The following is a 23952-nucleotide window of genomic DNA, read 5'->3' as shown; positions in this document are numbered from 1 at the left end:
TGGGGGGCGCCGTCTTCCGGTCCTAACGCGCCGAAACAACGTGCAGCCCGGACGCGGAGGGAGGGCGTCCGGGCTGCGACGGGAAAAGGCGAAGCTATTCGGCGCCAGCCAGCTTGCGGCCGGTAACGTAGCCGAAGGTGAGGCACGTGCCGCCCAGGTTATGGCCGGGGAAGTGCGTGGAGTAGCAGTTGCAGTACATGTCGCCGACGGTGGATCCGAGGCAGTACAGACCCTCGATGACCTCGTTGTCCTCGTCCATCACCTGCATGTCGTCGTTGCAGCGGATGCCGCCGGTAGTTGTGAGGAACCAAGGCGTGCATTTGATTCCGTAGAACGGGCCGTTCTTGACAGGGAGCAGCAATTCTTTGCGCTTGCCGAACTCTTCGTCGACTCCCTTGTCGCAGTATCCGTTGTAAGCCTCAATGGTTTTGAGCGTCTCCTCCTTCGGCAGACCCAACTCCTCTACCAGCTTCTCGATGGTGTCGGCTTTGATCATCTTCACCTCGATGTCGCCCGAGCCGTTCATGTTGATGGTTCCAGGACCGTCGATGGTGGTCTGCCAGTAGGCGCGCACGTCGTCGGGCGTCTCGAACACTTTGGGGCCGTCCACGTAGCGGTGGTTCTGCCACTGCGGCTCGTTCGCATAATCATCGTCCCAGATGGCATATGCGTAGTGGCCCTTCTCGTGGGTTAACGCTAGGGCTCCGTGCGATATAACGTTGTCCTCGTTATCGTAGCGGCGGCCGTCGGAGTTCACCATGAGGCCTTGGAACGCGCGCACCTGGCGGGTGATGGAGCGCCATTGGAAGCAGAAGATCATGGGCGTGGGCGTCTCGTTCTTGTCCACGGCCGCGCCGGCCCAGTACGCCATCTTGTGGCCTGAGCCGTCCCAGATGCCGCCGAAGTCTGTTTGGTGCGCTGCCCAGGGGATGAACTTTTCCAGCATGTCCTTGTCTTGGCCGAAGTCGCCCGTAGCCATGACTACGCCTTTCTTGGCATTGAAGCGGGTGTAGCCGTCGCCGGTTTTCGCCACGACGCCCACGACCTTGTCGCCGTCCTTCACCAGCTGCTTCGCCTCGGTCTGGTAGCGGATGTCTACGCCTTCCTTTGCGCAGTACGCCGCCATGTTGTCGCATACGTCCTGTTGCGGGTTGTCGTCGGGACCTTTGCCGTTCGGGCCGTCCAAAAATTCGTGCGTACCGGGGAATTCGCCGTTGATCTCCTCCGGGTCCTCGTACCAGTGCTCCATGACAGGGGTGAGGTCGCTGCCGCCCACGGAGCTTGCCGTGGTCATGCGGTCGATGAGCCAGTCCATGGCTTCTCCTGAACGGTTGAAGTGCAGCATCCACTTGCGGCCATCCACCCGGTAGGAGTGGTATCCCATCATGCGCTTGTAGCGTCGAGCGATCTCTTCCACTGAGCACTCGTAGCCCTTCTCCTTCGTCAGCTTTGAGTTCATGGCGTAGATGGAACCGCCGCGTCCCACCACATGATCCATGCGCTCGAGCATCACGACGTTCAAGCCGTTCTCCGCGGCAGACAACGCGCAACATAGGCCTGAGAAGCCCGCGCCGACGATTACGACGTCGGCATCGACCGTCTCTTTGATATCGCTGTCGGCGATAGGCTCGGGTGCGGTTTCGAATTCGTACGTACCTGCCGTGCCCTTCGCGCTGGCTTTGGAGGCGCCCGCCGTGCCCTCCTTCGGTTGCGCGGCGCATCCTGCTAGCGTACCTACGCCAGCGACGGCGGCGGTAGCCACGGCGCTTGTGGCGAAGGCTCCTTTCAAGAAACTGCGTCGATCCATGCTGGGAATGCTTTCCTGCGTCATGTCGATCCCTTCCTCCCTTGACGATCGGCGGCCCGCGCAATACCGATGCCGCCTGCCCGTGCCCTCCGCACCGGGCGATGACCGTACCGTATCATGCGCCGGACAGCGCTTTCGTCGCCCGCCGCAGGGAAAAAAGCCGCATCGCGGGTTTTCACCCCGAGGGGTGAGGTGCGACGCGGTATCCTGGTTTTAGGGAGAAAAGGGGAGGGATATGCCGAACGAACATGTTCGCAATCTTTTTAACGCACCGAGCGAACGGCGCGGCGTCGTCGCGGGCGTGCTTCAGTCTGCGGCGGGTCGAGGGCGCATTGCGCTGACGAGCGCATGCTATATGGTTTGGATGGTTGCGTGCTGCATGGGTCCCGAGGTGACGATGCCGTTGGGCGGCGGAGCGATGGTGGCTATGCCGGCATGGGCGGGTTCGCTGCTGGGGATGGCCATGGCAAGTGCGGTGATTGCCATCTGGTTCAAACGCACGCGCAGCGTGCCGGACAGTCCGTCGTGGTTGGTGGCGATCGCTTCGATCATGACGCTTGCGGCGGCGCTTCACTTGGTGTGGGCGCTCGACCGGTCGCTGCCCGGTGCCGCCGATGCCGCTTTGTATGCGGTGATGAGCGCGCTGACAGGCGTCGGGGCTGCTCTGTTCCGCGTGGAGATCGATCGCGTGTTCGGATGGATAGGCACGCAGCAGACGCTGTATCAGGGCATGTTGGGAACGCTGGCGGCCCTCGTGCTGATGACGGCGTGCTTCTCCTGCTTGGCCGAAGCGACTCAAGCGCCGCTTGTGCTGTACGGCGTCGCGCTCGCGTTACCGTTCGCGGCGTTTCTGCTTCTGCGCCGTGTCGTGCACGGCTTTCCGCGAGTGCGTTATTTCCAGCATGGACGCGACGTGCCCCTGCCGTTTCCTGCCAAGTTCGTGGCCACCTCGGCGGTGCAGGGCATCGCCGCCGGCGTGTTCTACGCCAGCCTGTTCCTGTTCGGTGTCCCTGCTTCCGGCTCCTCGCATATGGCGATCGGGCAGCTCGCAGCTGTGGTGCTGTTGTTCGCCACGCTCGTGTTCCTGAGGCTCGATTTCAACCGGTTCATCTACAAGGTGGCGTTTTCGTTCGTAGCTGTGGGGTTCTTGCTGGCTGCGATGGCGCCAGGGTTGCCGCAGCTGGGTTTCGTGACGTTGGTCGCCGGGTTCTGCTACCTCGATTTGGTGCTGTGGAGCTTGGGCGCCTGCCTCATGAAGAACATGGGGCTTCCAGCCACGTGGGTTGCCAGCTGTCCGGGTGCGGCGCTGTTTTCCGGCGTTCTCGTGGGCGGCGCGGTGGCTTACGTGGTGTTGGGCGGACGTCCCTACGGGGAAGCGGCTATCCTCGCCAGCTTCGCCGCGTGCTTCCTGTTCGCCTGTGCGCTGTTCCTGTCGAGCGGTCGCAATTTGAAGTACGGTTGGGGCACGGTGCTGCCGGGCGAAGGCGGTCTTGAAGCTGGCGATCTCGCAGGGATCGTGCGGTTCGTGGCTACCGAGCGTGCGGTGACGCAGCGAGAGACCGAGGTGATGCTGCTGCTTGCTCAGGGGAAGACGCGGCGTGCCATCTGCGAAGAACTCACCGTGTCGCCCGATACGGTGAAAACCCACGTACGCGCCATCTATCGCAAGTTGGATGTGCACTCTCAACAAGAACTCATCGATCGAATCGTAGCCGAGCGTGAACATCTTGTGGACGATGGCGACGATATAGCGTTGGGGTAGGGCTCGCGTTTCGCCCTCTCGACCGCTTGTCGACAATGGCGGGAAAACGGCCAAAGGGACGAACGCTGCGCTTCCGACGTGCTATGATTACCGCGAAGTGCATCTTTGCCGTGGCGATGCGGCAAAGCGGGAAAACCTACTAGGAGGCATGCATGAGCGTCATCATCGATGTGTTCGGTCGCGAGATTCTGGACTCGCGCGGCAACCCGACCGTGGAAGTTGAAGTGGTGCTGGAAGACGGCGCGTTCGGCCGTGCCGCGGTGCCGTCGGGCGCTTCGACGGGCGCGTTCGAGGCCGTCGAGCTGCGCGACTGCGACAAGGGCCGCTATCTCGGCAAGGGCACACTGGATGCTGTCGCCCACGTGAACGAGGAGATCGCCGAGGCGCTCATCGGCATCGAGGCCGACGATCAGCGCTTCATCGACGACATCATGCTGCAGGTGGACGGCACCGACAACAAGGGTGCCTTGGGCGCGAACGCCATCCTCGGCGCGTCGCTGGCCTGCGCCAAGGCTGCTGCTGAGTCGGCTGAGCTGCCGCTGTACAAGTACGTCGGCGGCGCGAACGCGCACCTGCTGCCCACGCCCATGATGAACATCCTCAACGGCGGCGTGCATGCTGACAACAACGTGGACTTCCAGGAGTTCATGATCATGCCGGTGGGCGCGAGCACGTTTGCCGAGGCGCTGCGCTGGTGCGCCGAGATCTACCACACGCTGAAGAAGGTGCTGCATGACGCGGGCCTCGGCGGCGGCGTGGGTGACGAGGGTGGCTTCGCCCCCAACTTCAAGACGAACGAAGAGCCGCTCGAGTACGTGACGAAGGCGTGCGAAGCTGCCGGTTACAAGCCCGGCGTGGACATCATGTTCGCCATGGACCCGGCATCCACCGAGTTCTACGACGCCGATAAGAAGAAGTACGTGCTGGCGGGCGAGGGCCGCGAGCTGACCAGCGCCGAGATGGTGGACTATTGGGAAGCGCTCGTGAACAAGTACCCCATCGTCTCCATCGAGGACGGTATGGCCGAAGAGGATTGGGACGGCTGGAAAGAGCTGACCGACCGCATCGGCGACCGCGTGCAGCTGGTGGGCGACGACCTGTTCGTCACCAACTCCAAGCGCCTGGCCAAGGGTATCGAGCTGGGCTGCGCGAACGCCATCCTCATCAAGGTGAACCAGATCGGCAGCCTGACCGAGACGCTGGAGGCCATTGAGATGGCGAAGCAGGCCGGCTATGCATGCGTCATGAGCCACCGCTCCGGCGAGACCGAGGACACCACCATCGCCGATCTGGCCGTCGCTTGCAACACCGGCCAGATCAAGACGGGCGCGCCCTGCCGCAGCGACCGCGTGGCGAAGTACAACCAGCTGCTCCGCATCGAGGAAGAGTTGGACACCGCCGCCCAGTACGCCGGCATGAACGCCTTTTACAATATCAACCGCTAACGGTGCGAGAGCTTGACGGCTCTTTAGCTTCGCGAAACGAGAAGGGCTGCCTTTGGGCAGCCCTTCTTCATGAGCGGGAAAAGGCTTTGCCCTACGCTCCCCGGTGCATGTCCATGTCGGGGGCGGGGTGCTCCAGCACTCCCTGCTCCAGCATTTCGCCGCTTTGGCGCACGTAGTCGTCGGCGGGGAAGGTGCACATGGACGCAATCTCCTCGTCGGTCAGCGCGCGCTTCACGCGCGCCGGCGTGCCCATGATGAGGCTGCCCGGCGGGAACTCCTTGCCCTCTGTCACCAGCGATCCTGCCCCGATCAGGCTGTTCGCGCCGATCTTCGCGCGGTTCATCACGATGGAGCCCATGCCCACCAGCACGTTTTCGCCCAGCTCGCACCCGTGCAGGATGGTGCCGTGGCCTACGGTGCAATGCGGCCCCACGATGCAGGGCACGTCGAAATCCACGTGGACGACCGTGTTCTCCTGCAAGTTGGACTCGTCGCCGATGACGACGGGCGCGTCGTCGCCGCGGATCTGCACGCCGGCGAACACGCTGGCGTCGCGGCCGATGGTCACGTCGCCCACGATGCCAGCCGACGGCGCGATGCGGGCGGTGGGATGGGCTTTCACGCGGTGGTACAGGGGCGTTTCTTCTGAGGTCATGGGCGTCTCCTTGTGTGCGAGGGTTCGGTGTCCTTCCATTATCGCGAACCTGGGGGCGAGGGGCTATCGTCAGATCATGGCGATTGGGTGGAGCGCCCCCCCCCCTTGAAGCCCGCGTACGACTGCCGATGCTGCCAAACTTCCTGCGCAACACTATACTGCAAGCGCTATAATGAGCCGCACGAAGGAAAAGGATGTGCAACCATGCCAGAAATGATCTCACTTGAAGAGGCCCGTGCGCTCGTGTTGTCCCATGCGGCGCCCCTGCCGGTGGAAACCGTGCCCGTGTTGGAAGCGGTCGGCCGCGTGGCCGCCGCCGATTTGAAGAGCGATATCGACATCTCGCCGTTCGCCCATTCGGCGATGGACGGGTTCGCGGTTCGGGCCGCCGAGCTTGCCGAGGCGTCGCAGGAAGCGCCGGTCGAACTGGACGTCGTGGCCGAGATCGCGGCGGGCGACGTGTTTGAAGGCTCTATCGAGGCCGGGCAGTGCGTGCGCATCATGACCGGCGCGCCCATGCCCGACGACGCAGACTCCGTGGTGAAATACGAGATCGTCGACGTGGTGACCGGCGACGGCAAGCCCGGCAGCCGCGTGGCGTTCTCCGCCCCCACCGCCGTGCGCTCCAACGTGCGCGAGGCCGGGGAAGAGGCGAAGGCGGGCGAGACGGTGGTGTCGAAGGGCGAGGTCATCGGCTCGGCCGGCGTCGGGTTCCTCGCGGGATGCGGCATCGTGGAGGTGCCGACGCATCGGCGTCCGCGCGTGGCCGTCATCTCCATCGGCTCCGAGCTGGTGGATCCCACAGTCGTGCCCACGCCCGGCAAGATCCGCAACTCGAACAGCTACGCGCTTGCCGCCTGCGCGCAAGCAGCGGGTGCGGTACCCGTCATCCTGCCCATCGTGGAGGATACGAAGGAGGCGCTTGCGGCGGCGGTGTCCGCGGCGGCGGACGCGTACGACTTCGTCGTGACCAGCGGCGGGGCGTCGAACGGCGACTTCGACTTCATCAAGCCCGTGGTGTCCGAGTTGGGCGAGCTGCTGATGACCACGGTGAACATTCGTCCCGGCAAGGCCCAGACGTTCGGCATCGTGCGCGGTACGCCCGTGTTCGGCCTGCCCGGCAACCCGGCGGCGGCGTACGTGGGCTTCGAGATGATCATCCGCCCCGCGCTGCGCAAGATGCAAGGGTATGCGCATTTCGAGCGCCCGTCGGTGATGGCGAAGCTATCGCGCGACGTGAAGAAGAAGGACCCGCGCCGCATCTTCCTGCGCGGCACGCTGTACAAGAACGATGAGGGCGAATACGTGGTGGCGCCCGCCAAGAACCAGAGCTCGGGCCTGTTCGGAGTCATCCAGCGCAGCAACTGCATGGCCATCCTGCCGGAAGGCCTCGACTCTCGCACTGCCGGCTCGCTTGTGCAGTGCGTCCTGCTCGACGTTTCCGAGGAAGTGAGTTTGTAAGATGGAACAGAACATCACCTTCGCCATTATCACGTGCTCGGATACGCGCGGCATGAAGGAGGATACGGCCGGCGCAGCGCTGGAGACGCTGATCGCCGAAAACGGTTGGGAGTGCAAGAGCCACGTGGTGGTGCCCGACGAGCGACCGTTCATCGCGTCGGCCATTGTGCGCGCCTGCGACGAGCAGGACGTGGACGTGGTGCTGACCTGCGGAGGCAGCGGGCTCTCGCTGCGCGACGTGACGCCCGAGGCCACGATGGACGCGTGCGATCGCAACGTGCCCGGCATAGCCGAAGCCATGCGCGCGCATTCGCTGGCCATCACGCCGTACGCCATGCTGTCCCGCGCGCTGTGCATGCAGCGCGGCCGTCACCTGGTGATCAACCTGCCCGGCAGCGAGAAGGCTGCCCGCGAGAACTGGGACGGCGTGGTGAAAGCCCTGCCGCACGCCGTGAAGATGATGGCCGGCGGCGGGCATTAGGAACCGCTTCCCCGCGGTGTTTGACGTATGCGACTGAACTTTCCTATCGTAAGGGTTTCTTCGTACGCAGGGGAGTCGGTTTTTGTTTGCGCGGGCAGCGATAGTATCGGTAGCGAGTCGGATTTTGGCAAAAATTTCGAGGTAGGAAGATGTCATCTGCATCTAACTCTACGGTTCAGGCTGTATGGAAAAACATGACCTGGGATTATTGTCGAAACGAGCTGGGCAAGGCATCCTATAGTGCAAGTATTCCTTGGCTAACATCTTCTTACCTCGAAATTTTTGCCAAAATCAGGGAAGTCGGCGAACGACCGCTGTGTTGCCACACGGGAGAACTGTTCGATCAGAATCCCACGGTCATGTGCAGGTGGTAGAACACGATGCGGGTGACGAAGACGGCTGCGAGCGCGAGCAGGCTGGCGGTGGCTCTCAGTGCGAGTGTCGTGCGGCGGGATTGGACGCGCTTCATCGACAGGCCGGCTATTGCGAGTGCGATCGCGCCTACGATGAGATGCGCGCCGATGACAGCAGGATAGGAAGGCGCGAGCGTGCTGGCTGCGAACTCGTTGTTCGCGATGGCGGGAAGGCTCTCCTGGTGCAGTGCGAGCACGACGGTCCCCGCCACGAGCGCGGGCGCCGCCAGTACGACGAGCGCGCGCTCGAGCGCGCGCGGCCGCACCTGCGCCAGCTCCAGGAACAGGAGCCCCAACACAGGGCCTGCCAGCAACGCTGCCAACACGAGGTTCGCCGGCGTGAATGCGGTATCCCAGGTAGGAACCGTGTCCACGTTGTACGCCATGGACGTGCACGCGATAAGCGCGATTCCTGCCAGACAGGCCAACGCCAGCCATGGCTTCGCCACGGCATCGGGAAAGCGCTCCTTGAACGCCATCATCCAGTACGAACCTACCAGGAACAGGAACGCGACAGCGCTCAGAACCTCGTTGGACAGCGGCGAGCGGCCGACGCCCGAGAACACGTGCAGCGCGTTCGCGGGCGTTCCGAGGTGCGTGGCCGAGGCGATGAACCCGATCAGAACCACGCTGAACGGCAGCGCGATCATACGGTCGATGCGCACTGAGGCCGTGCGGTCGCGCGACCAGAGCCGCACGAGCGCGAGTGCCAGGAACGCAACGACGCCCGCCGGTGCGAGCGAGGTGAACAGGCCCAGCGAGAAGGCGTCGAATCCGCTGGTCATAGATGAAGCTCCGTTCGGTTCACGATGCTGCCTCCCTGCTTTTCGGCTCGTTCGGCCGCAGGCGACGGCAGGATGAGGAGGTTGGGGCGCGTGGCCGATTCGTCCGGCAGCGGCAGGATGGAGCGCACTGCGTCGGGGTGGCGGTCGGTCAGCTCGGACGTCAGCCCGAACTCCAGCGCGCGCAGCGGGCAGGCTTCCACGCAGACAGGCTGCTCGCCGTCGACGAGGCGGTCGCGGCAGCCGTCGCACTTGCTGCTGCGTTTCAGGCGCGCGTCGATATGCGGTGCGTGGTAGGGGCAGGCCATGGTGCAGTAGCCGCAGCCGATGCACTTGGTGGCATCGGGCCAGACCAGCCCGAGCTCGTCTTTATGCATGGCGCCGGTGGGGCATACGCGGGTGCACACGGGGTTGTTGCAGTGGTTGCACGAGATGGACACGTGGTAGGCGAACGCGTCCTGCGAGAACGTCCCGTCGACATCGGGTTGCCAGGAGCCGCCTTCGTAGTCGATGACCATGCGGAAGGCCATGTCCGGTCCGTGGTCATGGTAGTCCTTGCACGCTATGACGCAGGTTCTGCACCCGGTGCAGCGCGTATTGTCGTAAAAGAAGCCCCGTGGCATAATGCCGCTTTCGGTCGGAAACGATGGAAGACGAAGACGATTCTACCACGAAGGCCCGTCGATTCCCCGGAGCCCGTTCGGGCGGCGCCGTGCGCGGGGAAGCCCCGTCCTGGGGAAGGGGGCCTTCGTTCGAAGATGCGAAGGGGCGCCCCTGCGGCGCCCCTTCGAGTGGCGGATGCCGGTTAGGCCACGCCCGTCACTTCCTTCTCATTGGCGATGGCGCCAGTGGTGTCGCCGGGCTCCTTCGCCGCCGGGCACGGCAGGATTGCGATGGAGGGCGTCGTCTCGTCGGGCGACGGCATCGGCGCAATGCCTGCCACCGTTCCTTCGTGCTTCGCCCTCAGCTCCTCGATGTCGCCGAACTCCAGCGCGCGCAACGGGCAGGCCTCCACGCAGATGGGGCTCTTGCCCTCGGCCACGCGGTCGGCGCAGCCGTCGCATTTCACGCCCTTGCCCAGGGCCTTGTCCACGATGGGCACGTTGTAGGGGCACGTCTCCACGCAGGCGCCCACGCCCGTGCATTTTTCCTGGTTGATGTGCACCAGGCCCGTCTTGGTATCCTTCTCGATGGCACCCTGCGGGCACTTGGCCATGCAGGCCGGCATCGCGCAGTGCTGGCAGCCCAGCGACACGTGGTAGGCGAACGCGTCGGACGTGAAGGTGCCGTCGCCCACGTCGCTCCAGGCGCCGCCCTCGTAGTCGTACACCTTGCGGAATGCGATGGTGGCGGACAGGTCCTTGTAGTCCTTGCACGCCATCTCGCAGGTGCGGCAACCCGTGCAGCGCGTGCTGTCGAAGAAAAATCCGTACTGAGTCATGTGGTCCTCCCCCCGTTAGGCTTTCGTGATCTGGGCGATGATGGAGTGCGCCGGGCCGTTGCCCTTGGCAAGCGGCGTCGGGCGGTACGTGGTCAGCGTGTTGACGCACGCGCCCTCGTCCACGCGGTCGCCGTTCATGTCGGCCTTGTGCCACGCGCCCTGCGGGATGCCGATGGTGCCCGGGATGATGCGCGACGTGACCAAAGCCTCGATGCGGATCTCGCCGGCGGGGCTCTTCACGGCCACCGTGTCGCCGCTGGCGATGCCGCGCGACTCGGCGTCGGCGGGGTTGATCCACAGCTGCTGGCGCGCCACCTGCTCCAGCTCGGGGATGAAGCCGAAGGAGGAGTGGGTGCGGCTCTTGTGATGGAAGCCCGTGCAGTACAGCGGGTACTCGTCGGTCACCGAGCCGTAGCCCTGGAAGCCGGGCGTGAACACGGGGATGGGGTTGATGACGTCGCCCTCTTCGAGCTCCCACGTGGCGGCGATCTCGGCCAGCTGCTCGGAGTAGATCTCGATCTTGCCCGACGGCGTGGACAGCGGGTTCTTCACCGGGTCGGTGCGGAAGTCCACCAGGCCGATGGCCGGCTCCAGCGGACGCTTGTACACGCCTTGGGCCTTGATCTCGTCCCAGGTGGGCATGTTGCCGTCGGCTTTCGCGCCGGCCTCGTAGAGCTCCTTGATCCAGTCTTCCTGCGTCTTGCCCTCGGTGAACGCGTCCTTCTTGCCGAACTTGTCGGCGATGTCGGCGCATACGTCGTAGCTGGAGCGGCACTCGCCCGGCGCTTCCTGCGCGGGCCCGCCCACGACGACGGCGGTGTAGTATTCGGAGTAGCCCTGCGTCTGCATGTTCAGCTGCTCGGAGCGCATGGCGTCGGGCAGCAGAATGTCGGCGTACTTGGCGGAGTCGGTCATCACGGTGTCCCACACCAGGATGAACTCCAGCTTGCTCTCGTCTGCCAAAACGTCGTGCGTGTAGTTGATGTCGCCGTGCTGGTTCGTGATGCAGTTGCCCGCGTAGTTCCACAGGAACTTGATGTCGTTGTTCAGCTTGTCGGCGCCCACGATGCCGGCGTTGGTGGCCGTCATCTCCTTGCCGTGGTCCACGGCGTTGATCCACTGGTACACCGGGATGGCCGTCTTGATGGGGTTCTCGAACGGCAGGCTTCCCACGAGATAGGTGGGCGGTTCGGCCTCGCGCTGGCCGGTGTTCGTGCCGGGCAGGCCGATCTTGCCGATGAGCACGGGCAGCATGCAGATGGCGCGCGACGTGTCCTCGCCGTTCGTGTGGCGCTGCGGGCCCCAGCCTTGGCAGATGAACGGCGCCTCGGCGGCGGCGATGTCGGCTGCCAGCTGCTTGATGCGCTCGGCCGGGATGCCGGTGATGGGGGCGGCCCACTCGGCGGTCTTCTCTACCATGTCGTAGCCGGTGCCCATGATGTAGTCCTTGTAGGACTTGTTCTGGCCCTTGGCGCTCTCGGGCATGGTGTCCTCGTCGTAGCCGACGCAGTACTCGTCCAGGAAGCCCTTGTCCACCTGGTCGTTCGCGATCCACTCGTGCGCGATGGCGGACGCCAGCGCGGCGTCGGTGCCGGGACGGATGGGCAGCCACTCGTCCGGGTGTCCCGAGCACGACTCGTTCATGCGGTAGTCGATGTTGACGATCTTGCCGCCGCGGCCGGTGACGGACTCGCGCACCTTCGCGAAGTCCCACACGGCGTTCGCGCCGCCCATGCGGGTTTCCGCCGGGCTGTTGCCGAACATCACCACAAGGTCGGAGGCGCGCTCGGCCTCGGAGAACGAGGAAGCGTGCACGTTGTCGTACGGGCTGCACTTGCTGCCGTACATGAAGGGCAGCGCCACCTGCAGCATGTGGGTGGAGTAGTCGTACGCCTGGTTGATGTAGCCGCCCAGCAGGCCCAGCAGGCGCAGGCCCGGCTGCTTGCCGGTGGTGGAGTACATGCCGGTGGCGTAGTTCACGTAGATGGCGTCGTTGCCGTACGTGTCGATGACGCGCTTCAGCTCGCTGGCGATGGTGTCGATGGCCTCGTCCCAGCTGATCTCCTCGAACTTGCCCTCGCCACGCTTGCCGACGCGCTTCATGGGCTTCGTCAGGCGGTCGGGGCTGTTGATCCAGCGACGCATGGAGCGGCCGCGCAGGCAGGCGCGTGCCTGCAGATCGACGTCGCCGGTGTTGTCGGACTCCATGTAGACGATCTTGCCGTCCTGGGAGTGCCACTGGAAGACGCAGTTGCCGCCGCAGTTGACGTTGCACTGGCTCCACGAGATCTGGTCGGTCGATGCGCCCGCGCCCTCGCTTGCGGCGCCCTTCTCGTCCTTCGGCGCGCAGCCGTACAGCGCGGTCGATCCGGCAGCGCCGGCAAGCGCCAGGCCGGCCAGCGATCCCTTGACGAACGTGCGGCGCGATACGCTCGATTCGTTCATGGTCATGGTTCCCTCCTCTTGCTTCGATTGTTCCTCTCGCCTGTTCCAAAGTACCGGAAACAGCTGGCGGGGGAATCACACTCGTCATGTGATTTAAGAACAAAACCCCAGGTAGGAGTCATCACTATTCTCTGAATCCCCCGTTTCGGAGCCGACGGCTATGCTACCATGCGAAGCGTCGTGCAAGCTGGGATAGGAGGGGTCGTGGAGCAAAGCTCATCGCGCATGCATGTGTCCAGTTGGGGCTACGCATGTTTTCTCACGGTGAACGCCACGTCCATTTGGGGCGGTGTCTTCCCGTTTCTGCCGCTCGAATTCCAGACGGCGGAGATCACCCTCACGTTCTTCCTAGCCCAGGCGCTCGCGTTCGGCGGCGCGTTCGTAGCCAGCATGCTCGGATCGTACTACTTTCCGCGCGGCGCGCGTGTGATGCTGGTGTCGCTGAGCGCGCTGTTGGTGTTCGCCGGGTCGGCCTGCCTTATCGCGGCCATGTACGTGCAGGCGGCCACGCTCCCGCTGGTGTTCGCCGGTGGCGTGTTGCTGGGCATCGGGTGCGCGGGCATGTTCATGCTATGGCAGCGCTACTTCGCGTCGCTGCCGTCGGCCGAGGGCAACTTGCGGCTCATCGTGGGCACGGCCATCGCGCCGCTCATCTACTTTGCGCTGTACCTCGTGCCCATCGCGCTGACGGCTTTCCTCATACCGCTCGTGTTCGTGCCCTTGTGCGGCCTTTGCATCGCGCTTTCGGTGCGCGAGATGCACGTGGACCAGCCTATGTTCGAGGACGTGCCGCAGCAGCATCCGCGCGTGTATCGGCAGGTGGTGGCCGACTATTGGCGCAGTGCGCTGTGCGTGGGGTCGCTCGCGTTCGCCAGCGGCGTCATCCGCGGCATCGCGCTTCTGCACGAGGATATCGGCGCAGTGGTGAACAGCGCGTCGATGCTGGGCTCGTTGGTGTCGGCGGTGGTGCTGTTGGTGCTGTGGTACCGCATGAGCTTCCGGTTCGGGCTGACCTCGGTGTTCCGTGTGGTGTATCCGCTCATCATCACGGGGTTCTTGCTGCTGCCGTTTTTGGGTGCGACCTATCTCAACCTGTTCGCGGCGCTTACGTACATGGTGTTCTCGCTAGTGCAGATGCTCATGATGATGCAGTGCGCGCAGATCTCGCGCGACCGCGGCATCAACCCGGTGTTCATCTACGGGTTCTTCGGCGGCGTGGCCTACATCATGCAGAGCGCCGGCTTCTTGCTGGGCTGGGTGAGCGACTTCATGTGGATCGGCGGTCGCGAGTGGTTGTTCATCGTGGCCATGGTATCGAGCTACGTGCTGGGCCTCACGCTGCTGGCGGCCACGGGCACGCTGTTCAAATCGCTGGCGGCGAAGGGCACGGTGACGGCCGATCCCATCGAGTTCCTGGCGGTCGGCGCGCCGGAGGAGCCGCGGCAGCAGAAGGCGGCGAAACCTGCGGCAAAGCGCCGACGGAATCGCCCTTCGGCATCCGAAGACGCGGGCGTCATCCGCGATCGCACGTCGAAGCAATGTCTCATGCTGCAGGAGGCGCACGGGTTGTCGACGCGCGAAACGGAGGTCATGGAGCTTATCGCGCGCGGGAACAGCATGGCCGCCATCGCCGAGCGCCTGGTCATCAGCGAGAACACCGTGCGCACGCACGCGAAGCACATTTACACGAAGCTCGACATCCACCGTCGTCAAGAGCTGTTGGACATGCTGCATGAATGAGGGCGGGCTTCGCCACGATCCCAAGTGCTATACTGATGCCCGATCGACTGAAAGGCGTAGAGCATGGCACAGGATCTTCCCAACGGGTTCACCGGTTTCTCGCAACGCAGGCCCAACGGCTTCGTGTCGGCGAGCGCGGCGATGGGTACGCCGCGATACGTAGGCGAGCAGCCTCCGGCGGGCAACGCGGCCAACAAGGGCGCGTACGAGGCGGCCACGGCGGCGTTCAGCAGCGGAGCGGAGGGCGCGTTCCAGTACGCGCGCGACCACGCGCGGCCCGACGGCGAGCCGGCCCAATTCGACCCCGACAAGCTGCGCCTCATTCCCGACGTCGACCGCCGCTGGTCGTGGACCGAGATCGACCTCAACGCCATCCGTCATAACACGAGCGCCGTCAAGCAGCGCATCGACAACGGCGTGCGCCTCATGGCCGTGGTGAAGGCCGACGGATACGGTCACGGCGCGGTGCGCTGTGCCAAGACCGCGCTCAACTCCGGCGCCGACTACCTGGGCGTGGCCACGGTGAACGAAGCCATCGAGCTGCGCGAGGCGCTGGTAAACGCGCCCATCCTCGTTCTTTCGCAGCCGCCCGAGACGGCCATCCCGCTGCTTCTGGCTTACAAGGTCATGCCGAGCGTCTATACCTCCGAGTTCGCCATCCAGTACGCCGAGGCCGCCGACGCGTACGGCGTGCGCGCTCCGTACCACCTGGCGGTGAACACGGGTATGAACCGCATCGGCGTGCGCCACGACGAAGTGGTCGAGTTCATGGGGCAGGTGAGCTTCCATCGCGCGCTCGACCTCGTGGGCACGTTCACGCACTTCGCCACGGCCGACTCCGCGGAGACGTTGGACTTCCAGATCCAGGTGAAGCGGTTCATCGAGGCCGTCACGGCGCTGCGCACGGCAGGCGTCAACCCCGGCATCGTGCATGCGGCGAACTCGGCCGCGGCCATCCGCTATCCTGACGTGCAGTTCGACATGGTGCGCCTGGGCATAGCCATGTACGGCCTGCATCCGTCGGGCGTCACGCGCCCGATGATCGACCTGCACCCCGCCATGAGCGTGCACGCGCGCATCACCGACGTGCGCACCGTGCCCATGAGCGAGGGCGTGAGCTACGGCATGAACTACCGCAGTCCCGGCAGCGTGAAGATATGCACCGTGCCCGTGGGGTACGCCGACGGCCTGCGTCGCGGCCTGTCGGGGCGCACCGACGTGATCCTCAAGGGGCAGCGCTGCCATCAGGTGGGCAACATCTGCATGGACCAGTGCATGTTCGAGGTGGATCTGCGGGTGTACGGCAGCCGGCGCCGGCTCGATCCGATGATTGGCGACGAGGTGCTGCTGGTGGGACGCGAGGGCGATTCCGTGATCACCCTCGACGACATGGCGAACACGCTGGGCACCATCAACTACGAGCTGGCCTGCGGGTTCAGCTTGCGCATGCCGCGCGTGTACGTGTAGGAAAGGGGATTCGCATGACCAAGCCGCATATTCCGCTCGACGAGATACGCGCGCAGGTGGAAGGGTGCCGCAAGTGCCCCTTGGCCGACGGCCGCACGCAGACGGTGTTCGGCGTGGGCAATCCCGAAGCACGCGTCATGATCATCGGCGAGGCGCCGGGCAAGAACGAAGACCTGCAAGGCGAGCCCTTCGTGGGCGCGGCGGGCAAGTACCTCAACGAGCTGCTGGCCGTCGCCGGGCTCGTCCGCGAGGACGTGTTCATCGCGAACGTGCTGAAGTGCCGCCCGCCCGGAAACCGCGACCCGCGTCCCGAGGAGATCGAGCTGTGCACGCCGTACCTGCGCGAGCAGACGCGCACCATCGATCCCGAGTTCCTGGTGACGCTGGGGAACTTCTCCACGAAGTTCATCCTGAAGACGGATATCGGCATCACGCGCCTGCACGGCACCGTGCAGCGCGCCGGCAAGTTCAAGGTGTTCCCCATCTTCCACCCGGCGGCCGCGCTGTACGACGGTTCCAAGCGCGAGGCGCTGGAGAACGACTTCGCCACGCTGGGCGAGCTGTTGCGCGCAAGCGAAGCCGAACGGGCCGCGGAGGCCGCCGCCAAAGCCGCCGAACCCCCGCACGTCGAGCAACCGCCGCTGCTGTAACGGCTCGACGCAAGCGCCGTCCGTCCCCTTGCCTCATACAGCCCCGTTAACGAAAGGTTTCTTTCGATAGCGGGGCCTTTTCGCAGCGTAACGAAAAAACAGCTGATTTCTTTCGTTAGCGGCTGGCTTAGTGCGCAGCCCCCTTCGGTTCGAGATTGCCCCTTTGGCGCTCGTGCAGCGGATCGAGGCCGAAATGGCAAAAAAGCATCGAATTCGGAATGCATCGCAAGCCTTGAGCAAGCGCCGTGCGCGGCACCAGAAGAAGTGCTCTTCGCAATCAGGCATTATGCGGGGTGGTTATCCGGAGCACGGTCGGCTCGCAGTCGATCCCAGGCGGCAACTTCCGAATTCGATGCTTTTTTGCCATCTGGGCCTTCGTTGGATGCGCGGGAGGGGGTGAGGCACTACAGCCACTTCTTGCGCTTGAAGATGATGATTTCGATCACGACGATGATTACCGATACGGCGATGATGGCTTCGTAGCCCCAGCGCCAGTCAAGGCCGGGCATGTTCGTGAAATTCATGCCGAACCAGCTGGTCAGCAGCGTCAGCGGCGCGAACAACGTGGTGATAACCGTGAAGAACTGCATCGTGTTGTTCTGCTGCAGGTCGATTTGCGTCTGGTACAGTTCGCGCAACTGCAAGCTGTACTCCTTGAGGGTGAGCGAGCGCTTCAACAGGCGTTCGGCCTGACGTTCCGCTACCAGGAATAGGCGGCTTTCCTCCTTGCTGAGCAGCCCGTTCTCGTTTTCGGCTATGCCGCTGGCCATGTCCACCAGCTGCTGGTAGTACGTGTCGATGCGCAGCAGCTTGCGCCGGAACGTCAGCATGGTGCGGCTGTTGGCGTTCTTGCCGCGATCGATGATGGACTCCTCCACGTCCTCCATGCGATCCTCCAGATCGGCCAGGAAGGAGAGGTCGTTCTTCATGAGCATCTTCATGAACTCGAACAGGCAGTGACCGACGGTGGGCTGCTTCAAAACGCCTTGCGAGGCGATTTCCTCGAGAACGCGCGCGCAGGTGGTGCCGTCGTCGAGGAACACCAGATGCGTGGCGTCGAAGTAGAACGCGAAGCAGAGCGGGTCGAACAGGATGTGGTTCTTGTTGGGCACGGCGAACGATCCGATGAGGCAGTGGGGGAACACATCGAGGTAGGTGTTCTCGACCGTGTATATGGAGCGCAGCGACTCCCGCGTCTCGGAGCTGAGGAAGCAGGCCTCGCCAATTTCCAGCGAGTTGAGCACTTCGACCACCGGCTGATCGGCGTCGATGGGCGTGCCTGCCGGGGCGGCTTGCAGGCGGTTGTGCAGAAAGTAGAGGTGAGCCATCGCGTTCTCCCAAACGAAACCCCGGGCGTCTTGCCCGCGGACCGGACGATTCCCCAGCTTACCATGCAGGAGCCTCCCTGCATGCTCTCCGGTTGCTCCGTTGGGGGATTGTTGACGCACGCCAGAACATTGAGAAACCCTTCCGGCGCGATTTCCTCCACTGGCCGGGTGGAAACATGCTCGTAACATAGGTGCGGCAGCGCCTTTGCTATACTGACGGCCACATCTACGAGACGGCACCGCTTTCGGTGCTGCTTTTGTATCTGAGACGAGAAGGGCAGTGACGTGTATCCCATCGAACAGGTAGAGGCGCTCAATCCCGAGGTGACGCGCATGGTGGTGCGCGCGCCCGAGATCGCGAAGAAGATCAAGCCGGGTCAGTTCATCATGCTGCGCATCGACGAGCAGGGCGAGCGCATCCCGTTGACCATGAACGACTGCGACCCGGAGGCGGGCACGATTACGATCATCTTCCAGGCGGTTGGCGCCACCACGATACGCCTCGCCCAGATGAAAGCGGGCGACGCGCTGCAGGACTTCGCCGGGCCGTTGGGCAACCCCACCGAGCTGGAAGGCGCGAAGCGCGCGTGCGTCATCGGCGGCGGTTTGGGAACAGCCATCGCGTTTCCTCAGGCCAAGTGGCTGTACGACCATGGCTGCGAGGTGGATGTTATCACCGGCTTCCGCAACAAGGACCTCGTGCTGCTGGAAGACGAGATCGACCGGCATTCCACGCGCCAGATCATCATGACCGACGATGGTTCGAACGGAAACAAGGGCCTGGTGACGCAGGCGCTGCAGCAGCGCATCGACGAGGGCGCGGACTACGACCTCGTTCTGGCTGTGGGGCCCGTCATCATGATGAAGTTCGTGGCCGCCACCACGAAGCCCTACGGCATCAAAACGTATGTCAGCATGAACCCGCTCATGATCGACGGCACGGGCATGTGCGGCGGCTGCCGCGTGAAGGTGGGCGACGAGTACCTGCACGCATGCGTGGACGGGCCCGACTTCGACGGCCATCTGGTGGATTTCGACGACGCCATGCGCCGCGGCGTCATGTACCGCAGCTTCGAGAGCGCGGCGCGCGAAGGCCGCGATTGCACCAGTGTCCCAAATGGGGACAGTCCCCATTTGGGACATTCGACCGAGCGGAAGGGGGCCTAGCATGGCGCGGATGAACTACGAAGCCAACAAGCAGAAGACGCGCGTCCCCATGCCGGAGCTCGATCCCGTCGAGCGTGCGCAGACGTTCGAGGAGGTGGCGCTGGGCTACTCCGAAGAGGAGGCAATGGCCGAGGCGCGCCGCTGCATCCAGTGCCCGAACACGCCGTGCGTGAGCGGATGCCCCGTGGGCGTTCCCATCCCGCAGTTCATCGCGCAGGTGGCCGAGGGCAACTTCGCCTGCGCGTACGCCATCGTGAAAAGCGCGAACTCGCTGCCCGCCATCTGCGGCCGCGTGTGCCCGCAGGAGACGCAGTGCGAGGGCGTGTGCACGCGCGGCAGGAACGGCGAGCCTGTGGCCATCGGGCGCTTGGAGCGCTTCACGTCCGACTGGGCGTTCGAGCATCCCGAAGAGGCGGCTGCGGCCATGGACGGGCTTCGCGACGAATGCGCCGCGGGCGACGAGGTTGCCTGCGGCATTTGGCGCAGCGCGGAAGGCGCCGTGTTGAAGGACTTGGCCGGCAAGCGCGTCGCGGTCATCGGCTCGGGCCCGGCATCGCTGACCTGCGCAGGCGAGCTGGCGAAGCGCGGGTGCGACATCACCGTGTTCGAGGCGCTACACAAGGTGGGCGGCGTGCTGACCTACGGCATCCCCGAGTTCCGCCTGCCGAAGGACCTCGTGCAGCGCGAGGTGTCGAAGCTGGGCGACAAGGGCGTGTCGTTCGAGGTGAACGCGCTGGTGGGCAAGCTCTACGACATCGATGAGCTCATGGAGGACCGCGGCTTCGACGCCGTGTTCGTGGGCACGGGCGCGGGCCTGCCCAGCTACCTGGGCATCGAGGGCGAGGGCCTCAACGGCGTGTCGGTGGCAAGCGAGCTGCTGACCCGCGTGAACCTCATGAAGGCGTATCTGTTCCCCGAGTACGAGACGCCGGTGTACGCCGGCAAGAAGTGCGTGGTGGTGGGCGGCGGCAACGTGGCCATGGACGCCGCGCGCACGGCGAAGCGCCTGGGCGCCGACGTGACCGTGGTGTACCGCCGCGGCCGCGACGAGATGCCGGCGCGTGCCGAGGAAGTGCACCATGCCGAGCAGGAGGGCATTCACTTCCAGCTGTTGACGAACCCGACGCGCATCCTGGGCGACGAGAACGGCTGGGCGTCGGGCGTCGAGTGTGTCCGCATGGAGTTGGGCGAGCCCGATGCGAGCGGGCGGCGCCGTCCGACGGCGGTCGAAGGCAGCGAGTTCGTCATCGACATCGACATGCTGGTGGTTGCGGCGGGCTCGAAGACCAACCCGCTGATCGCGAAGACCACCCCGGGGCTCGAGGTGACGCCGCGCAGCCTGATCGTGGCCGACGAGCGCACAGGAGCCACGTCGAAGCCGGGCGTGTTCGCCGGCGGCGACGCCGTCATCGGCGCGGCAACCGTCATCCTCGCCATGGGCGCCGGCAAGCGCGCGGCGGCGGGCATTGCGGAGTATCTGGTTCCGAAGGCCTGACGGCCTTCGGAACCCGCCGACGCTGCGGGGCGCTGTGGCACCCGATCTCGCGGCGAGGCCGAGGACTCGCGTACCGAAGTACGCTTCGCCCTCGCCCTCCCCACGATCTCGGGCACCACAGCGCCCCTCGCTGACTTACTGCGCCAACCCGCGCGCCCATTATGCGCCCTGCGGGCGCATGGGCGGGTCGCTTCGCTCCCGCCCGACCACCCGCGCGGTTGTTCTCGCGCTGCGCGCGAGGCACGGGTCGCTTCGCTCCCGCGCGTTTCGCGCTTGTGCGCGAACGAATGTTTCACGTGAAACATTCGCCTCGATCCCCATCTCATCAGGAGGTCCCTATGTCGTTCGATCCTATCGCCTACATCAACGAGCCGCGCTGGTTGGAGTCGCGGCTGGGGCTCGACCGCATTCGCGAGCTGCTCGACCGGCTGGGCCGGCCGCAGGATCGTCTCAAGTTCGTCCACGTGGCGGGCACGAACGGGAAGGGCTCGACCTGCGCGTACCTGGCCTCCATCCTCCAGGCAGCGGAGCTGCGCACGGGGCTGTTCACCAGCCCGTACCTCATCACGTTCGAAGAGCGCATCCGCGTGGATGGCGCCAACATCACGCTCGACGAGCTGACCGAGGCGACGCTGCTCGTGAAGGGGCAGGCCGAGGCTATGGCCGACCATCCCACCGAGTTCGAGCTGATGACGGCGGTGGCGCTCGTGCACTTCGTGCGCCGAGGCTGCGATATCGTGGTGCTCGAAGTGGGCCTCGGCGGGCGCCTCGATTCGACGAACGCCATCGACGCGCCCGAGGCGGCCGTCATCGCGCGCATCGGCCTCGACCACACGAAGCTGCTCGGCACCACGCTGGCCGCCATTGCGGGCGAGAAGGCCGGCATCGTGAAGCCGGGGTCCGCCGTGGTGTCGTGGCCGCAGGACGCCGAAGCGATGGCCGTGGTCGAGCAGGCGGTCGCGGCGGCGGGCGATACGCTCACCGTGCCCGATTTCGCGTGCTTGAACGTGGGCCCGGTGGATTGGGGCGCTTCCGGCGCGCCCGCGCGCTCGTTCTCGTACGGGCGCTTCGCCGACCTGCGCACGAAGCTGCTGGGATCGTACCAGCCGGCGAACGCGGCGCTGGCCATCGAGGTGACCGAAGCGCTGCGCACGCGCGGATGGGCCGTCGACGACGACGCGGTGCGTCAGGGCGTCGCAGGCGCCGCCTGGCCGGGGCGCTTCGAGATCGTGCGCGCGGGGGAGGGCGAGCCGACCGTCGTCGTGGACGGCGGGCACAATCCCCAGGGCGCCCGCGCGCTCGTGGATTCGCTGGCCGACGTGTTCCCCGGTCGCAAGCCTGTGTTCATCATGGGGGTGCTGGAGGACAAGGACTACCCGGCCATGCTGGAAACCGTGATGCCGCTCGTCGGGGGGTTCGTGGCGGTGACGCCCGACAACCCGCGCGCGCTTTCCGCCGACAGGCTGGCGCGCGCCATCCGCTGGACGGGGCAGGACGTGCTGGGGTGCTCGGCGCACATGCGGCCTCTCGTCGCGCGCGACATGGCCGACGCGCTGGCGAAGGCGCGCGAGCTGGCGGGGGCCGACGGCCTCATCTGCGCGTTCGGCAGCCTGTACTCGGTAGGCGCGCTGAAAGAGCAGCTGGAGGGGTAGACGTCTTCTGCCCGGGCGCTGCGGGGGGGGGGGTCGGAATGCGTGCGTTGGGACAGCCCTTCCCCATGGCGCGAAAGGGCGTCTGCGGTCTAGCGACCGCACGTTGCGCCGATTCGGCAAGGAAGCGGCATGCGATCGGCGCGGAGCAAGACGCGCGCATGCCGAAGCTTCCGCCGCGCTAGGGAAGAGGATAGGCCTCTATTCCCTATTCTGCAGCAGGTCGATCAATTCCTGCTTCGAATGCACGTCGAGCTTCGTGTAGACGTTCTTGGCGTGCGTGCGCACCGTGTTCTCCGACAGGCACAGCGCCTCGGCGATGTAGGACTTGCTGCGTCCCTGGGCGATGAGCAGCGCCACTTCCGTCTCGCGCTCCGAGAGGTCGAACGCGTCGCGGAACCACTCCTGCGGGTCCGGCTGGGCCTGCGCGCTCGGCATCGCCGCGGGGGCCGGCGTCGAGGCTCCCGCCCCTTCCATCTCCGCTCGCCTCGCCTCGCGCGCCGCGCTCACCGCGCTTCGCCGGGCGGGAGCCGCCACGTCTTCGGTGAACAGCGGCCGCAGCTTCAAAATGCCGTCCGACAGCAGCAGCGCCATGCTGGCGGCCAGCGCGAACACCACGATGCCGATGACGGCGGTCACCGCGTACGACGAGGCCCCCATCGCGCCCAGCACCATGATCAGCACGCGGCCCGCGTCGCGCGACAGCACGCGCGACGCCCAGGCGAACCCGTACACGGCGTACACGTCGGTGGTGGTGTGGCGCGCCACGTCCTGCAGCGTGATCCACAGCACGCCCAGCATGAGCGTGTCGGCGATGTTGACGGTGGCGATGGCCAGCCCCGTGAAGTGCCCGGGGAACACCGACAGGATCAGCATGCCCGCGGCCACCAGCATGATCTCGATGCGCCAGAGGAACGAGAAGCTCAGCCGCTTGCGCTTCACGATGAACCACCAGATGATGAACAGGCTGATCACCACGACGCCCATCTGGTGGACGACGCGTTGCAGCGCGTCCATGGGCACGGGCTCGCCGGCGGGGAAGCCGCGCGAGATGCCCAGCGCCAACCCGAACACGGCCAGGCCGCCGAAGATGAACAGCATGGTACTGCGCGGCTCTTTGTCGTAGATCGGCTCGGGCGCGGGTTGCGGTCCCACGTCGGTCTTCATGGCGCGCTGGTAGCACAAGAGGGCGATGGCCGGCATGAACATGCTCACCGTGTAGCTGAGCGCCTCGGGCAGGAAGCTGAGCGCCAGGCCGCCGAGCGATCCGAGGGCCAGCGACAGGAACCCGTACAGCACCGACTGGCGCAATCCCAGCCGCACGTACGCCGCCGTCCACATGCCGCCGCCCAGCGCGCCGCCGATGCCGGCGCACACGCTGGCCACCGCCAAGATATCGACGGCACCGGTTTCCTTGCCCGCCAGGATGAGCACGGTGGAGAACGTCATGACGGCGAAGCCGAGCCACGCCACCGCCGTGCGGTTGCCCTTCGAGAACGGCTTGCGCAGCGCGATGGCCGCGCCGATGACCATCACCAGGCCGTACGCGAGGTTGTTGACCACCGTGAACAGCCCGTCGTCGCTTTGCGTGTACGACGCGAACAGGTTCACCTGCAGCCAGACACGCGTGGCCGCCAGCCCCAGAAACGACGGCAGGAAGGCGCCGCCCATGAGGGCGCGCATCTGATTCGTTCGAGCGGTTGCGCTCGCGTGCGGCATCGATCCTCGATTCTTGCAGGGGGACGAAGTACGGCAACCAGTATA

The 23952-nt window shown here is 65.2% G+C and carries 18 protein-coding genes; 10 read left to right on the top strand and 8 right to left on the bottom strand.

All coding sequences use genetic code 11. The features are described 5' to 3' along the window. Positions 1-94: 94 nt before the first annotated feature. Positions 95-1831, bottom strand: coding sequence for an FAD-dependent oxidoreductase (locus ELEN_RS14005; protein WP_015761414.1), 1737 nt, complete (start codon positions 1829-1831; stop codon positions 95-97). A 331-nt stretch (positions 1832-2162) separates the two neighbouring features. Between ELEN_RS14005 and ELEN_RS14000 the strand changes: the two genes are divergently transcribed. Together ELEN_RS14000 and eno are read left to right on the top strand one after the other, a co-directional pair. Beyond that, the gene (locus ELEN_RS14000; protein ID WP_015761413.1) at positions 2163-3569 is read left to right on the top strand and encodes a LuxR family transcriptional regulator; all 1407 of its coding nucleotides are present in this window, start codon (positions 2163-2165) and stop codon (positions 3567-3569) included. Between the two features lie 152 nt (positions 3570-3721). After that, positions 3722-5014, top strand: a complete 1293-nt coding sequence (eno, locus tag ELEN_RS13995; RefSeq protein WP_009609339.1) for a phosphopyruvate hydratase — start codon at positions 3722-3724, stop codon at positions 5012-5014. A 91-nt stretch (positions 5015-5105) separates the two neighbouring features. Here the strand turns inward: eno and ELEN_RS13990 are convergent, their stop codons facing one another. Continuing rightward, positions 5106-5669, bottom strand: coding sequence for a gamma carbonic anhydrase family protein (locus ELEN_RS13990; protein ID WP_009306905.1), 564 nt, complete (start codon positions 5667-5669; stop codon positions 5106-5108). 204 nt (positions 5670-5873) lie between these two features. On the opposite strand from ELEN_RS13990, the gene ELEN_RS13985 reads away from it, so the two are divergent. Both ELEN_RS13985 and ELEN_RS13980 read left to right on the top strand, forming a co-directional pair. Continuing rightward, positions 5874-7130 (top strand): molybdopterin molybdotransferase MoeA, encoded by a 1257-nt coding sequence (locus ELEN_RS13985; protein ID WP_009306904.1) that lies wholly within the window; start codon positions 5874-5876, stop codon positions 7128-7130. 1 nt (position 7131) lies between these two features. After that, positions 7132-7611, top strand: a complete 480-nt coding sequence (locus ELEN_RS13980; RefSeq protein WP_009306903.1) for a MogA/MoaB family molybdenum cofactor biosynthesis protein — start codon at positions 7132-7134, stop codon at positions 7609-7611. Positions 7612-7954: 343 nt separating this feature from the next. Here ELEN_RS13980 and ELEN_RS13975 read toward each other — a convergent pair whose 3' ends face one another. From ELEN_RS13975 to ELEN_RS13960, 4 genes are all read right to left on the bottom strand, one after another. Beyond that, positions 7955-8809: a dimethyl sulfoxide reductase anchor subunit family protein gene (locus ELEN_RS13975; RefSeq protein ID WP_015761412.1), complete on the bottom strand. Its 855-nt coding sequence runs from the start codon at positions 8807-8809 to the stop codon at positions 7955-7957. Beyond that, entirely contained in the window at positions 8806-9429 is a 624-nt protein-coding gene (locus ELEN_RS13970) for a DMSO/selenate family reductase complex B subunit (RefSeq protein WP_015761411.1), read from the bottom strand. The genes ELEN_RS13975 and ELEN_RS13970 overlap by 4 nt, the downstream gene beginning before the upstream one ends. A gap of 182 nt (positions 9430-9611) precedes the next feature. After that, complete coding sequence (locus ELEN_RS13965; protein ID WP_015761410.1) at positions 9612-10247, bottom strand: 4Fe-4S dicluster domain-containing protein; 636 nt, start codon at positions 10245-10247, stop codon at positions 9612-9614. Between the two features lie 15 nt (positions 10248-10262). After that, complete coding sequence (locus ELEN_RS13960) at positions 10263-12698, bottom strand: DMSO/selenate family reductase complex A subunit (protein WP_009306899.1); 2436 nt, start codon at positions 12696-12698, stop codon at positions 10263-10265. Between the two features lie 198 nt (positions 12699-12896). On the opposite strand from ELEN_RS13960, the gene ELEN_RS13955 reads away from it, so the two are divergent. The 3 genes from ELEN_RS13955 (at position 12897) to ELEN_RS13945 (ending at position 16549) form a co-directional block, all read left to right on the top strand. Continuing rightward, a complete protein-coding gene (locus tag ELEN_RS13955; RefSeq protein WP_009306898.1) occupies positions 12897-14432 on the top strand; it encodes a helix-turn-helix domain-containing protein in 1536 nt (511 codons plus the stop codon). 63 nt (positions 14433-14495) lie between these two features. Continuing rightward, complete coding sequence (gene alr / locus ELEN_RS13950; protein ID WP_009609368.1) at positions 14496-15899, top strand: alanine racemase; 1404 nt, start codon at positions 14496-14498, stop codon at positions 15897-15899. 14 nt (positions 15900-15913) lie between these two features. Next, entirely contained in the window at positions 15914-16549 is a 636-nt protein-coding gene (locus ELEN_RS13945) for a uracil-DNA glycosylase (RefSeq protein ID WP_009306896.1), read from the top strand. A gap of 404 nt (positions 16550-16953) precedes the next feature. Here the strand turns inward: ELEN_RS13945 and ELEN_RS13940 are convergent, their stop codons facing one another. Beyond that, positions 16954-17877, bottom strand: a complete 924-nt coding sequence (locus ELEN_RS13940) for a magnesium transporter CorA family protein (RefSeq protein ID WP_009306895.1) — start codon at positions 17875-17877, stop codon at positions 16954-16956. A gap of 285 nt (positions 17878-18162) precedes the next feature. Between ELEN_RS13940 and ELEN_RS13935 the strand changes: the two genes are divergently transcribed. The 3 genes from ELEN_RS13935 (at position 18163) to ELEN_RS13925 (ending at position 22191) form a co-directional block, all read left to right on the top strand. After that, the gene (locus tag ELEN_RS13935) at positions 18163-19044 is read left to right on the top strand and encodes a sulfide/dihydroorotate dehydrogenase-like FAD/NAD-binding protein (RefSeq protein WP_015761408.1); all 882 of its coding nucleotides are present in this window, start codon (positions 18163-18165) and stop codon (positions 19042-19044) included. A 1-nt stretch (position 19045) separates the two neighbouring features. After that, positions 19046-20539, top strand: coding sequence for an NADPH-dependent glutamate synthase (gltA, locus tag ELEN_RS13930; protein ID WP_015761407.1), 1494 nt, complete (start codon positions 19046-19048; stop codon positions 20537-20539). 338 nt (positions 20540-20877) lie between these two features. Beyond that, positions 20878-22191 (top strand): bifunctional folylpolyglutamate synthase/dihydrofolate synthase, encoded by a 1314-nt coding sequence (locus ELEN_RS13925; RefSeq protein ID WP_015761406.1) that lies wholly within the window; start codon positions 20878-20880, stop codon positions 22189-22191. A 198-nt stretch (positions 22192-22389) separates the two neighbouring features. Here the strand turns inward: ELEN_RS13925 and ELEN_RS13920 are convergent, their stop codons facing one another. Continuing rightward, a complete protein-coding gene (locus ELEN_RS13920; RefSeq protein ID WP_009609331.1) occupies positions 22390-23871 on the bottom strand; it encodes a helix-turn-helix transcriptional regulator in 1482 nt (493 codons plus the stop codon). Positions 23872-23952: the final 81 nt, after the last annotated feature.

Source organism: Eggerthella lenta DSM 2243, assembly GCF_000024265.1.
Taxonomy (GTDB): Bacteria; Actinomycetota; Coriobacteriia; order Coriobacteriales; family Eggerthellaceae; genus Eggerthella; species Eggerthella lenta.
This window is presented reverse-complemented; position numbering and strand designations above follow the sequence as displayed.

Bases quoted from the DNA above. Each gene is read 5' to 3' on its own strand.
- ELEN_RS14005 (WP_015761414.1), bottom strand. From the start codon at position 1,831: ATGACGCAGGAAAGCATTCCCAGCATGGATCGACGCAGTTTCTTGAAA.
- ELEN_RS14000 (WP_015761413.1), top strand. From the start codon at position 2,163: ATGGTTTGGATGGTTGCGTGCTGCATGGGTCCCGAGGTGACGATGCCG.
- eno (WP_009609339.1), top strand. From the start codon at position 3,722: ATGAGCGTCATCATCGATGTGTTCGGTCGCGAGATTCTGGACTCGCGC.
- ELEN_RS13990 (WP_009306905.1), bottom strand. From the start codon at position 5,669: ATGACCTCAGAAGAAACGCCCCTGTACCACCGCGTGAAAGCCCATCCC.
- ELEN_RS13985 (WP_009306904.1), top strand. From the start codon at position 5,874: ATGCCAGAAATGATCTCACTTGAAGAGGCCCGTGCGCTCGTGTTGTCC.
- ELEN_RS13980 (WP_009306903.1), top strand. From the start codon at position 7,132: ATGGAACAGAACATCACCTTCGCCATTATCACGTGCTCGGATACGCGC.
- ELEN_RS13975 (WP_015761412.1), bottom strand. From the start codon at position 8,809: ATGACCAGCGGATTCGACGCCTTCTCGCTGGGCCTGTTCACCTCGCTC.
- ELEN_RS13970 (WP_015761411.1), bottom strand. From the start codon at position 9,429: ATGCCACGGGGCTTCTTTTACGACAATACGCGCTGCACCGGGTGCAGA.
- ELEN_RS13965 (WP_015761410.1), bottom strand. From the start codon at position 10,247: ATGACTCAGTACGGATTTTTCTTCGACAGCACGCGCTGCACGGGTTGC.
- ELEN_RS13960 (WP_009306899.1), bottom strand. From the start codon at position 12,698: ATGACCATGAACGAATCGAGCGTATCGCGCCGCACGTTCGTCAAGGGA.
- alr (WP_009609368.1), top strand. From the start codon at position 14,496: ATGGCACAGGATCTTCCCAACGGGTTCACCGGTTTCTCGCAACGCAGG.
- ELEN_RS13945 (WP_009306896.1), top strand. From the start codon at position 15,914: ATGACCAAGCCGCATATTCCGCTCGACGAGATACGCGCGCAGGTGGAA.
- ELEN_RS13940 (WP_009306895.1), bottom strand. From the start codon at position 17,877: ATGGCTCACCTCTACTTTCTGCACAACCGCCTGCAAGCCGCCCCGGCA.
- gltA (WP_015761407.1), top strand. From the start codon at position 19,046: ATGGCGCGGATGAACTACGAAGCCAACAAGCAGAAGACGCGCGTCCCC.
- ELEN_RS13925 (WP_015761406.1), top strand. From the start codon at position 20,878: ATGTCGTTCGATCCTATCGCCTACATCAACGAGCCGCGCTGGTTGGAG.
- ELEN_RS13920 (WP_009609331.1), bottom strand. From the start codon at position 23,871: ATGCGCGCCCTCATGGGCGGCGCCTTCCTGCCGTCGTTTCTGGGGCTG.